The organism is Variovorax sp. HW608 (assembly GCF_900090195.1).
Lineage (GTDB): Bacteria > Pseudomonadota > Gammaproteobacteria > Burkholderiales > Burkholderiaceae_C > Variovorax.
This window is the reverse complement of the sequence record NZ_LT607803.1, coordinates 5,908,910-5,920,627: the sequence shown is the minus strand read 5'-3', so window position 1 is coordinate 5,920,627 and position 11,718 is coordinate 5,908,910. Positions and strand designations below refer to the sequence as shown.

Annotated in this window: 9 protein-coding genes; 6 read left to right on the top strand and 3 right to left on the bottom strand. The window is 63.4% G+C overall.

The window, feature by feature from the left end:
- Positions 1-265 precede the first annotated feature (265 nt).
- Complete coding sequence (locus VAR608DRAFT_RS27990) at positions 266-1,738, bottom strand: phospholipase D-like domain-containing protein (RefSeq protein WP_172843906.1); 1,473 nt, start codon at positions 1,736-1,738, stop codon at positions 266-268.
- A gap of 112 nt (positions 1,739-1,850) precedes the next feature.
- On the opposite strand from VAR608DRAFT_RS27990, the gene VAR608DRAFT_RS38305 reads away from it, so the two are divergent.
- Entirely contained in the window at positions 1,851-1,973 is a 123-nt protein-coding gene (locus tag VAR608DRAFT_RS38305) for a hypothetical protein (RefSeq protein WP_269458500.1), read from the top strand.
- Here VAR608DRAFT_RS38305 and VAR608DRAFT_RS27985 read toward each other — a convergent pair.
- Positions 1,970-4,789 carry a hypothetical protein gene (locus VAR608DRAFT_RS27985; RefSeq protein WP_197700424.1) on the bottom strand — a complete coding sequence of 940 codons (2,820 nt, stop codon included), beginning with the start codon at positions 4,787-4,789 and terminating at the stop codon, positions 1,970-1,972. The genes VAR608DRAFT_RS38305 and VAR608DRAFT_RS27985 overlap by 4 nt on opposite strands.
- Before the next feature lie 254 nt (positions 4,790-5,043).
- A complete protein-coding gene (locus VAR608DRAFT_RS27980) occupies positions 5,044-6,243 on the bottom strand; it encodes a hypothetical protein (protein WP_088957040.1) in 1,200 nt (399 codons plus the stop codon).
- 802 nt (positions 6,244-7,045) lie between these two features.
- On the opposite strand from VAR608DRAFT_RS27980, the gene VAR608DRAFT_RS27975 reads away from it, so the two are divergent.
- From VAR608DRAFT_RS27975 to VAR608DRAFT_RS37260, 5 genes are all read left to right on the top strand, one after another.
- Complete coding sequence (locus VAR608DRAFT_RS27975) at positions 7,046-7,573, top strand: hypothetical protein (protein ID WP_088957039.1); 528 nt, start codon at positions 7,046-7,048, stop codon at positions 7,571-7,573.
- Between the two features lie 12 nt (positions 7,574-7,585).
- Positions 7,586-7,831 (top strand): hypothetical protein, encoded by a 246-nt coding sequence (locus tag VAR608DRAFT_RS27970; protein ID WP_088957038.1) that lies wholly within the window; start codon positions 7,586-7,588, stop codon positions 7,829-7,831.
- A gap of 1 nt (position 7,832) precedes the next feature.
- Positions 7,833-9,728 carry a phage integrase family protein gene (locus VAR608DRAFT_RS27965; RefSeq protein ID WP_088957037.1) on the top strand — a complete coding sequence of 632 codons (1,896 nt, stop codon included), beginning with the start codon at positions 7,833-7,835 and terminating at the stop codon, positions 9,726-9,728.
- A gap of 459 nt (positions 9,729-10,187) precedes the next feature.
- Positions 10,188-11,303, top strand: coding sequence for a hypothetical protein (locus VAR608DRAFT_RS27960; RefSeq protein ID WP_197700423.1), 1,116 nt, complete (start codon positions 10,188-10,190; stop codon positions 11,301-11,303).
- Between the two features lie 203 nt (positions 11,304-11,506).
- On the top strand, positions 11,507-11,713 hold the full coding sequence (locus tag VAR608DRAFT_RS37260) for a hypothetical protein (protein ID WP_157731130.1): 207 nt from the start codon (positions 11,507-11,509) through the stop codon (positions 11,711-11,713).
- Positions 11,714-11,718: the final 5 nt, after the last annotated feature.

Here is an 11,718-nt window from a genome sequence, read left to right as displayed (position 1 = left end):
GCCGCGCCCGTCGCGTCAGCCGCGATAGGGCGAAGTTATGGACCCCAGAACCCGGCGCCTTCGTAGGGGGAGGTCGGGCAGGGCAGAGCCTGGGGGAGGCGACGACGGCTGCGATGTCCGAGTCAGCGCTCTGGATGGACAAGCGCCAATCGCCCCCGCAATCTTCCGATTGCCAACGAGCTTCGTCGGCTGCTCCAACGGCCATGTCGCCGGCCTCGCAGGCTATAGAAATGGAGCCTTGACTCAGAGGGAGGTCCTTGGGGATCTAGCGAGCGTCCGGATCGATGACCTTGCTCCACAGCTTGTCGACGTTCGCGGCGGCGTCGGGCGCGGGGAATGGAGCGGGCGGATCGAGATCCGGATCGGGTTCCAAGCCGCTCGAGTCGACGACCATGGCGGTCGTGGGGAGCTGCCTCCAGAACTTGAGCCCTTTCTCGAAGTCGCGAAGCTGCGCATGCGGGACGCCGAGATGCTTGAACCAGAGGCGCGTGCGCAAGTCGGTCGCGAAGCTCTCGCCGAGCGCAATGCTGATCTCATCCTTCTCGGCGATCCCTGCGACGATCTCGGTATCGAACGTGTATCCTCGGTTGTCACAGTTTGCCGAGCCGAGGACCACGTAGCCGTCATCGAAGATCCACGTCTTGCTGTGCAAGTAGGTGCCGCACCACTTCTGGCGCTCGCTGTTGTTCGAATCCTTTAGCGTGTACAGGCCCCAGCGTCTGCGATCGATCTTCTGTAGATCGCGGCGGAACTCGTTACGCGCCGTGACCAGATAGCGAAAGTCCTTCCCCGCCGCACCTGAGCCGTTCATGACCATGAGGAGGAACTCGAAGCTCGGATCGGCGAACTTGTCGAGCAGCGCCTTCCGCGCCATGCGGCTCACTAGGTATTGATCCTCGAGGTAAATCCAGCGCACGGCCTGCTTGATACCCGTCTCGATCAGAGACCACGCCGAGTAGTCGCCGGAAGGCGCGAAGGAATATTCGCTCGATGCGCCGGCCTTCTTCATGTTCGCGAAGGTTCGCCCCACGGCTACCGTCACGCGCCGGTCTGCGCGCCTCGAACGGTTCTCCATCGTGGAGGACTGCAGCCCCTCTAGGTCCAGCGCGGCGGGCTGGGGAAAGGCGACGGCGCGGCGAGCGTCACGCGTCGAGGTGGCCGAGACACCGAGCTTCTGATCGAGGACCAGCGTCGCCGGATGATCGAGCCATCGATCCTCGAAGGCTTTCCGGCAATCGAGCGCGGCGGGCCCGGCGATCCGGATCTGCGTGTCGTGCCAGGGTTCACCCGGCGGACTGATCGCGGCGCGAGACGGCGCGATGTCCATTCCGCCGATGAACGCGACGAGGCCGAACTGGCCCTGGACCACGAGCAGTTTCTGATGGTGAATGCCCAGCGGTGGTAGCTTGGCATCGATCACCGACGCGCCGTTCGGAAGATTGTTGATCGCGTCGTTGACCCACTTGTTTTCGACGTCCGTCTTCACCTTGATGAGCGGCGTGAGCGTGATGTTTCCGTCGTAGAACATCGCCCGGATCTGCGCGCGCGATCGCGTGAGATAGTCCTCGAGCGTGCCGCCCGTGCCGGGCTTGAGCTGCGTGCCCTTGTCGGTCGACCAGCCGATGATGTAGATGCGGTGGTCAGATGACAGCGCGGTGCTCAGCGCGTCGGCCATGTCGGCGAACGTGCAGAGGCCGTACGTGTACGCGATGACCTGGTTGCCGTCGGTGGGCTTCACACCCGTCGGATACCAGGCGCTCGGGGGCCGAAACCCGCGTTTCTTGTACGCTGGATCGTCGGTTCTCCGGCCCGGAACTCGCTTCAGCGCCGCGTCGTCGGAGGTGCACGACGTGAACGCCATCGTCGGCGCTGGCGGCGGGGTGGTCGTCGGGATGGCGGGCGCGCGCGGAGGAATGATCGTCGGCGGCGGTGGATCGTCGGCCATGGCGGTGCGACTCGCTTCGAGTGCCTAGAGCTGCCGCCCTGTCTTCGGATCGTACGTGACTTCGACCGGAACGACTTGGTCGGTTGGGAGGATCTCGATCCACTGATCGAACACTTGGAAATTCTTGTCGGTGTTATTCGGATCGGGAGATGGATCGTTGGGGCTCACGCGGAACCCGCCTTGCAGCGGATAGAAGCCGTGCTCGTAGACCTTCTCCACCGGTGTCGACGACACCTTTGAGTCGACGTTAATCTCCGTCGCCGGGTAGGTCTTCACCTGATTCGACTCCGCGTTCTTCGCGGCAACCTCCTTGCACAAGAAGTGAATTGCGTCGCCGATCGTGATGCCGGCGCCCGGCGCGAGGCCAAGCCCGGCGCGAATCTGATCCAGTTCGTCGGCGGGCGCCTCATAGAGCGCGTCGAGCCCGTCGCTGCCCTCCACGTTAACGCTCTGCAGCCAGTGAATCGCCGCCTCTTCCTTGCCTGGCCGAATCGGGATGACGGCGCGTACCCAGGGGGCGTTCAAGAACGCGTTGCGCAAGTCGTCGCCGTCAAGTTGCAGCAGCCACCCGAGCGAGCTTCCCATCGGGGCCGGCGTCGACTTGTCCGTGACGAGGTAGTTGTCTGGCCGCGGCCGGCTGTCGGACCACGCGACGAGCGAGTCGCTGATCTGGCTCTGGAGCTGCTGCAAGCTCACGAACTCCCGAGCTCGTTCGCGCGGCTTCCACCATTCCGGGGCGACGAAGTAGAGCATTTTGTCGACGTCGAAGATCGAATTGATGAGCTGCGACAGGATGTGCCGCGACGGGTTGTCGGCGTTCTTGTACTGCGCTGCCGTCATCAGCGAAGTGATGAGGCGCCGGTAAACGATGATCCTCTCCTCGTCGCGCAGGTCCTCGAACTTCCGCTTCGTGAGGCTTCCGGCCATCTCGATGCGTTCCTTCGCCGCGTTGACGAACGCCTCGCGCGTCTTGCGGTCGTTCTCGAGCGTCGCCGCTTGTCCGGCGGCCTTCTTCGCGTTGTTCGCCGCGTCGATCTCGGCCTTCTTCGCGGCACTCGCAATGTAGCGGAGCGAGCCGCCGACGACGAAGTCGACGCGCTTGTTCCAAGAGAGGCCACTGTTGTCCGTGAGCACGCCGATCTCGAGCTGACCGCCGGCGGTCCAGCGCCCGCCGAAGGCCCATGTGCCGGTGAAATCCTCGCCAGATCCGGAGACCTGGATCACCTGCACCATGTTGGGATCGCGGACCACCTCAAGGCCCTCCGGCGCGGGCGGCGGGTCCATGAGGCCGACGTGGACGAAGCCGTACTTCTCGCTGTCGCCGTAGTCCCACGCGACGCTGGTTTGAAACGCGATCGGGCGATCGGCGGGATAAGGGACCTCGGACTGGTCGGGGATCGGCAGCAAGTCGGCCGGCTTCGCAATGTGGATGAGACTGGCAAGCCCCAGGTCTTCGCCGGGCTCGTCGATGAACGTCTCCCAGCAGAGGTACGAGCCGATGTCCTGCACCTGCACACCGACCTGCCGCATTTTCCGGCGGAGTTCGTAGTTGATGAGTTTGTCGGTGGTGTTCGACAGGACGTAGCGCTTGCTCGACGTGTCGGTGACCTCGGTGACGGTCTTGAAGGTTGACTTGTAGTTTTGGCGGATCTCGGTAGAGAGCTTCTCGGTCTGTTGGCGCATGCGCTTGTGCGTCGTCTCGCGCCCGACCTCCTGAGTCTTGTCCATGTTGAGGCTCGGCGTCGCCGAGATGTTCCCTGTTCCCCACGACTGATTGATCGTCGAGGTGAAGCCGAGCTTGAGGTCTTCCTTGTTGTCCTGCTTGACGGCTTCGCTGAGCTCGTCCTGATCCGTGGTGCTCGTCTCAACCTTCTGAATTTGCTCGGTCGAGATCTCCACCGCTCGCTCGGTGGTCGTCTTGCGCGTGCTGACCTCGATGAGCTCGACTGTGGCACCCGGGCTGAGCCAGACGTGCCCGGTTGGCGTGCCGAGGAAGGTGTCAAGCTCGAAGAAGTACTGCCGGAAGAGGTGGACGATCCCCACGGGCGAAAGCGTGACGTTCTTGACGTCCCCCTTGGGGTCGAACGCGAGGTACGGATCGCCGAGTCGCTGCTGCGCCTGCTCGATGGCGCGGAAGAAATCAGCCTTCGCGTCGCGATCGAGATCGGCGAAGAAGATCTGGTTCAACTGCGCGTAACGATGGTCGGAGACGAGTTGCGAGATGACGCCGGCGATCGCCGCCTCGCGCTCGATTTGCCGCGTGATCTGCGCCTGGCTGTCGGCGACCAGAGCTGCTCGGCGTATCTGCAGTTCCTCCTGCGACTCGTGCAGCGGAGGGAGCGCGGCGATGCGGCGGCAATTCGATATCGAGAGCTGCGTGTAGTACGGCACGACGGTGTCGCGCAGGATGCGAGTGAGCGCGTCGCGAGTGATCAGCTCGCGCCACGTGATCTCGGCTGGCGGGTACTCGCCCCGTTCGGCGAGGCTCAGAGCGACTTCGCGCAGGACCATCGAGTCTTGATTGACGAGGCGCGGTCCGGCGAGCTCGGCGGGGACGAGCCCTTCCGCGGAGATGTTGCAATCCTGGTTGAACTGGATCGGCGCGCGGTTCTGAAAGTCCCCCGCGAGCGTCGACAGCAGGCCATTCATCGCGGCCACGGCTTCCAGCCTGATCCAGTCGAGTCGTCGGCGGGACTTCCACCCGATCAATGGCTGATAGACGCCGAACATCTCGCTGGCGTACGGGAGGACCGCCGTGTAGCCGGCGAGACTGGATGCGCGCTTGATGGTAGTCATGGACGCCTCTTGGAATGGGGAGGGGACGTGATCGACGATGCACGGCACGCGTAGCGGCTAGCGCCACTATGCGGATTTCCGGCGACGGTCGACAGCGCAGGTGCTCGGGCCGACCTGGGGTTTCGCGCGCAGCGATCAACGCCGCGCTCCCGCGGCTTCTAGTCGAAGAGACGAGCGTTCCCGCTCCTCGCGGGTCCCATCCGTAGAGGCCGCAGACCGTCAGCTGTCGACGCGATCCACCTAAATGGACCTTTGCATTCACACCCAATCCTTTGTCCGCCTCAGAGAACGGGCCATCATGTCTAGCTTTTGTGCCCATTTTGCGAAGGCTCGGTCAATGGCACCGTCGGTGAACCGATTAGCCGGGTGAATCGGTCCAGCAAGGAGAAGAGCACGTCTATTCCGTAGCCAGTGAGAAATGCCAGGGCGAAGGGCAGCGACAAGGAGCCGGAAACCTGCATGGAGGTATTGCCGGCAGACCAGAACCAGCCGACCGCGACACCCGCAACTCCTCCAAGAGTCACGCGCATGATCATCGGCACCCACTCAATGGCTGGCGTTCGTACGCTGGCAACGTGCCGCATCATGAACACCGAAGACCCGAGCAAACCGAACAAGAACGGCAGTATCCATTGACCACGCTCGGCGATCTTTTGCTTGATCCTGGGCGCGAAGCCTTGTTGCTCAACGACCTGACGGGTGAAGTCCGCAACTTCCTGGTCAGACCCAATAACGTTTAGAAGGAAGCAGAAATCGGTGATTTCTTCTCTAGAAACGGCCTGTAGCCATAGGGGGCCGTCCTTCGAATTTGGGGGCAATTTCAGTTCGCCATCGCTTTCGACTTTGCAGATCTCATCGTCGGCGACCAAGGAAGGACCGACCTTGCTCATGGCATCAGCCCTTGATGTCAGCCAATCGAGCAGCTTGTCGGGCATGAGAAGAGAGGACTCCGCCGCCGCGCGGTCCAGAGAATAGGTATTCGAAATGCGTTCGTTGATCTGCGTCAGTTCAACTACCTTTTGGCGAAACTGAGCCTGAAGGATCGCGTCTTCCGACAGTGGCTTGTGCATTTGCGCCATCCGACGCAGCTCTGTCAGCTTCTGGCGCGCATTCATGCTCTGCACCTGCTCAATGGTCGCCAAGGCGTCCTGCTCGTTCTGAAGGTCGATCATGAACATCGCGAGAACAACCAGAACTAGCACTGCGAAACAAGCCAGTGAGAATTGAGCCGTCCGTGCTCGACCCTGGTTTTGGGGTGTGAATGGATCACGACCAAAGCGCAGATCTGCAACCGTAATCGGAGCGATCTTTTGTGCTCCGGCGCTCAACGCGGCCAATGCGGGCCGTGCATCCCTGATGCTTGGATCAGCGAGAGCTTGGTCGGCCCTGTCGAAAAGTTCCAGCAAATCCGGTGTCATGAGACCCGCTTTGCCGGCATAGCCAAAGACCAACCGCAAGTCCGCCACGAGCGCTTCCAGATCAACAATGGGCGGGGTGTCCATGGTGGCCTCGGAACGCCCAGTTGGATCAATTCAGTGTTCCAGCGACTCTCCCGTAGGGAGAGGGGCACTGGCAAGGGGAGCCGGGTGTGCCCGGAGCGTTTGCCCAGCACCAGAACCGAGCTGTGAAGCAGATGGTTCCTGGCCTGTGGTTTGGCACCTGAGGCGCGGCGTGGCTCGCAAAGGTCAACAGGACCGCCGCGCAGAGCACGCGTGGCAACGAGACCAACCGGACCATGGCCACTCCTTCGATCGAATCAGGGGGCGACTTATCGCTAACGGAGATTTGGCCCGTAGCGGAAATGAATTATCGAGCTCGAACTCGCCAAAAAGCATCATTCATTTTGAGTAGTTGGAATGTCACATGCGTGCACCATCCACCCTGCCGCGGTGTGGTCCAGCGCGCGATAGAAGTCACGGCGCCTTCGTACGACCGGCGCGCCGCCCCCGTTGCTGTCGCGCATCGAGGCAATCCGCAAGGAACTCAAACTCGAGACCGCTGGGCTCGTCGTTCGCACCTGGCGCGCCCAACTGTGCACATCGACATCTGCGCGGAGCCGATCCCCCAAGCAATCCAGGCTTGGTCACAACGTTTCAGGAACTCGCCATAAGGCTTCGAAAACGCGGCCTTCTGGATTTAGCACAACGAAAACGCACTGATGATATGAGCCATTATCAACAGTGCTTGACGCCTTCGAAGCGCGCCCGGCATACTCGCGGCAACCGGCATTGCAGCTTGGATTTATTTGGATGGTGATGTCGGGAGACACACACCATCCGCTCTCCACCCAGGGAGGTAAATCCAATGAGCGACGATTCCTTTGACCTCGACGGTCACGATGCCGAGCATGCCGACACGTCCCACGACAACATCGCAGGCGGGTTCCTTCCGCTCGATGGTCACGTCGGCCCACTGATCTCCACCATCCTCGCCGGCGGGAACAGGTCCTTCGAGGTCTGCCTGCGCGAGCGCCGGACCCGTCAACGCCTCACCGTCATGGTTCGCGCTCCCAACCGCGTGCTGGCTCGCGACAGGGCGATCCGTGCTGCCTCCTGGCGCTTCATCGGCACACCGTATCTCGAGGTCATAGGCGAGCGCCAATTGGCGGAGCGCTTCCTCTGGGATGTCTTCCTGACGGGGAGGCCTCATGCGTTGCCGCGCAGCCCAGTGGCGGGGCGCGCGCACCTGATCGGCCGGGTCGTCGCGACCAACGCAGACGCGGCCGCCGAGGCTGCACTGGAGGCCTTCGGGGTGGACGATGGACAGTGGCGGACATGTAACCCCCAGCGATTCATCGGTCCCGAAGACGAGATCGAAGTCCGTGCGGTATGAGGGGAGGCGACCATGGCCGGCAACACACGCACGGTGACGATTCCCGCCTGCGAGATGCATGAAGGCTTCAGCGCGCTGACGCTCACCTTGAACTGGCGCTGCCTGCATTGCGGCGGCCGGCGCGGCGAGCCCTTCGACACAGTGAGCTTTGACGGCAGCCTGCGCCTTGCGTGCCACGGTTGGGCAAATCCTTGCGGTCATGTCGAGAAGTACAGCGAGGTGCGTGCTTCGGTCGGGCATTTGACGAAGGAGGCCTGACATGACGGCATTGCCCGATTGCGCTCGAAGGCTGCATCGAGGTCACTTCGCATTCATGCGTGCCTTGGTTCAGGGGATCGACGCAGGGGAGGCCTGGGATCGATATCTGAATGTCGAAGGCGACAGAGGCGATGCGCGGCGGGTGCGAAGCGCGATCGCCTGGATGCGGAGTGCGTTTGCCGCTGCTGCTCGCCGCGAGCAGCGTCCCGGCACCGCTCGCCTGGTACTTCTCGACGCGCAGCGCTGGCCGGATACCGGATCGGCCCCGGCGCCGCCGTCGCTGGAGGAATTCGCACTTGCATCCGGCATGGACGGCTTCTCGGAGGCCGAGCAGCTCGAACGCTACGCGGAGATCCACGGCGATGGCGGAACGCGCCTCTCACGGCGGGCCCGCATGATCGAGCGGCAACTGCAGGCGCTTCAATGGCTCGAGAACCTGGCTGCCCAGGAGCCGTTGGCTGGCGATTCGGTCCATGCCTGGTTCGATCCGAGGCTGGCCGCGCGCCTGCAGCGTGCGGATCTGCCGACGCTGCACGCCCTGATCCAGCGAATCAATGGTGTCGGCGCAAGGTGGTGGACCTGCGTGGTGGGCGTCGGACCCGTGAAGGCGATGCGTATCGTCCAGTGGCTGCAGACGCACGAAGGCAGCATCGGTCATGCGGTCGGGGACCATGCGTTGGTCCTGCGGTCGCACCTGAGCCGCAGTGACCTGGATGCTGTGACGCCACCCGCGACGGCGTTGCTCCCGCTGGAGAAGCTCCAGGTTCCTCAGGCTCTCGACGGCAGCAACGGTCGCTATCGTTCTCCCAGGGATCGCAACCTCTTGAGAGCGGACAACGACCACCGGGCGATTGAAGCATTCCTCTCGACCAAGGCCGACACGCAGGCAACGCAGAGGGCGTACCGCCGCGAAGCCGAGCGACTGTTGCTGTGGTGCGTTCTGGAGCGCGGGATGGCCCTGTCGTCGCTCAGCGTAGAGGATGCCGACGCGTACATGCGCTTCCTTGCCGATCCTCCCAGCAGTTGGTGCGGGCCGCGACACCGGCAACGGTGGTCGCCGCTCTGGCGGCCCCTTGAAGGCCCTTTGTCGGCCGTCGGGCGAGCTCAGGCCCTGACGATACTGCGATCGCTCTTCGGCTTCCTCATGAAGCAGGGCTACCTGGTGGGCAATCCGTTCGCGGCAGTGGTGCCACCACGCGCCCCGCTGCGGCCATTGGGTTCTGGCAGAACATTGACCAAGGCGCAGTGGAAGCATGTGCTTGCGGTGATCAACCGGGCGAGCACGCCAGCGCAGCAACTGCGCGGCAGGGCCGTGCGCTGGCTGTATGCAACGGGCTTGCGCCGGGCCGAGCTGATCGCAGCCCGATGCGGACACCTCAAGCGTGTGGAGTTCATGGACGGCGATGGCCGCCCGACCGTCGGCTGGATGCTCGAAGTGGTAGGGAAGGGTGGCCGTTTCCGCGAAGTTCCAGTACCCGTCGACCTGGTGCGGGAGCTGGCCGACGCGCTCGGCACCGCGGGCCGCACGCCGAGTGTCGACGGCGCAAGCAACGCTGATGTGCCCGTGTTGGCTCGTCCTGGGGGACCCGGCAGGGAGCCGATCGGCTATTCGTCGAACTGGCTCTATCAGGCCGCGAAGACAGTGTTCGAGGATGCCGCGCGCACGCTCGAAGGAGAGGCGTCGTCGAGGCTATTGCAGGCCAGCACGCACTGGCTCCGTCACTCGCACGGCAGCCACGCGCTCAACCCCGACCACCACGGCGCGGAAGTGCCCATCGAGATCGTTCGTCGGAACCTGGGGCACAGCTCGATCGGAACGACGTCGGGGTACATCACCTCCGAGCGGGAGGCGCAGCTTCGCGCCATGTCGAAGCTCTGGCAGCACAACGCCGTGTAGAGAGACGAAGGGGTCCGATCGGCTTGGGGATCGAGCGGAAGCGGGCGTCGTTTTGGTGCGCTCCAACGGAAAACCGAACCGTTGCGACGGGACCTGCAGTCGTCACCAAAGCCGGTCGACATCTCACCAGAGGCGCTTCGGAACATCATGCGGTCGTCGAAAACTCCATCGCCGAGTCGCGGTCTATGTTCACCCGAAGAGGCTGCACTCGCCAAGGATCAGCGCAAGCACCATCCAAGTCAAAGAAGAGGGTGACGGTCTGCGCGCCTTGGGACATCCCAGGCGACGCACCACCCCATCAAGAGCGCACGGCGAGAGGGCACGCGCGGCACCCACAACTCGATGGAACCCACACATGCCGGCGCCGTCATCGTTTCAACATCAAGGCGTCACAGGCGCCATCTAGATTTCGAGCCGCTCGCGGACTGGCCCGCGGCGTAGCTCAAAGGAAGTCTGTTCATGAGATTCAGCAGGAATTCGCTCTGGATGGTGGTCTGCGGGCTACTGATGTCGTTGCTCGCGACGCTCGCATGGGCTGACAGGGACTCTGGCGACGACCAGGATGAACACGGAAGATCGCCCTACGCCATCGGGCTGTGGGGAGACCTGCCGTACTCCGACGTGCAAGCACTAATCGGCGTGCCAAACCTGATCGCCGACATGAACCGGCAGGAACTCGCATTCACCGTGCATGACGGGGACCTGAAGGCAGGCAACGGCACGCCGGGATCGGTCACGCCCACCACCTGCAGCGATGCGCTGTATGAGCAGGGGCTGCGCTTCTTCAATTCGCTCAGGGCGCCCGCCATGATCACGCCAGGGGACAACGACTGGACGGATTGCGACCGCCCGTCGAATGGCGGATTCTCCTCGCGCGAACGGCTCGACCACGAACGCAAGGTGTTCTTCAACACGCCGTTTTCGTTGGGTCAGCGCCGCCTGCGCCAGGAAGTGCAGGCCACGCCGCTGTGCCTCGGCGCGAACGGCCCGACGCCGTGTGTCGAGAATCGACGCTGGACACTGGGAGGCGTGACCTACGTGACGCTCAACGTCCAGGGCTCCTGCAACAACCTCTGCGATACCGCGCCCGATGCTCCGGAGTGGTCTGCGCGCAACCAGGCCAACATCGCATGGCTTAGAGAGTCCTTCCGTTTCGCATCGGCGCGACAGTCCGCAGCCGTCATGATCATTGCGCAGGCCGACCCCGGCTGGGATGCGAGCGATGGAACCCGCGCACCGCTGCGCGATGCGAAGACGCTCGCCGAGACCGACGGTCAGCCCGACGGGTTCCAGGAATACCTGCTCGCCCTGCGCGAGGAGGTGATCGCCTTTCGCAAGCCGGTGGCCTACGTGCACGGCGATTCGCACTATTTCCGTGTCGACAAGCCGCTGCAGGACGCCCAAGGCCGGCGCGTCGAGAACTTCACGCGCGTCGAGACCTTCGGGGACAACCAGGCGAACGGCACGAACGACGTGAACTGGCTCAAGGTCCATGTGGATGTGCGCTCGCGCGAGGTTTTCGCCTACCAGCCCCAGATCGTCCCGGCCAATCGCGTTGCAGTCCCGGCACCCTGACGAGCCGACGGGGACTTACTGAAGCGGGGATTCCAACATCCAGGTCCCGGCGCGAGCGCCATCACGCTCGCCGCGAACTCCACGGTCGTGCGAACGATGTTGCCCTGCTGCGCGAGCCCGTAGCCGAAAGCCAAGCCCGCGATCAGGGGGGCTTTTCGCATACGCACGCTAGACTCGGCGAAGTCGCAAACCGCCTTGCCTCCATGTTTGTACCGGCTCATTGGGTCAACGCCTTGCCTCCGGGGCTCTGGATGGTCATCAACATGATCGTGGCGCTGCTGCTCGGCTGGGTGGTCGGCTACGAGCGCTTCTTCAGCGGGCGCGCCGCGGGCAGCCAGGTCTACTGCCTGGTGAGCACCACGTCCTGCGCCGTCGCCTTGCTCGCCGGCTTTCCTACGCTCTGGTACTAGGGCAC

What these genes read in the sequence shown, in the direction of transcription:
- VAR608DRAFT_RS27980 (WP_088957040.1), bottom strand. Translation starts at nt 6,243, where the DNA reads ATGGACACCCCGCCCATTGTTGATCTGGAAGCGCTCGTGGCGGACTTG.
- VAR608DRAFT_RS27975 (WP_088957039.1), top strand. Translation starts at nt 7,046, where the DNA reads ATGAGCGACGATTCCTTTGACCTCGACGGTCACGATGCCGAGCATGCC.
- VAR608DRAFT_RS27970 (WP_088957038.1), top strand. Translation starts at nt 7,586, where the DNA reads ATGGCCGGCAACACACGCACGGTGACGATTCCCGCCTGCGAGATGCAT.
- VAR608DRAFT_RS27965 (WP_088957037.1), top strand. Translation starts at nt 7,833, where the DNA reads ATGACGGCATTGCCCGATTGCGCTCGAAGGCTGCATCGAGGTCACTTC.
- VAR608DRAFT_RS27960 (WP_197700423.1), top strand. Translation starts at nt 10,188, where the DNA reads ATGAGATTCAGCAGGAATTCGCTCTGGATGGTGGTCTGCGGGCTACTG.
- VAR608DRAFT_RS37260 (WP_157731130.1), top strand. Translation starts at nt 11,507, where the DNA reads ATGTTTGTACCGGCTCATTGGGTCAACGCCTTGCCTCCGGGGCTCTGG.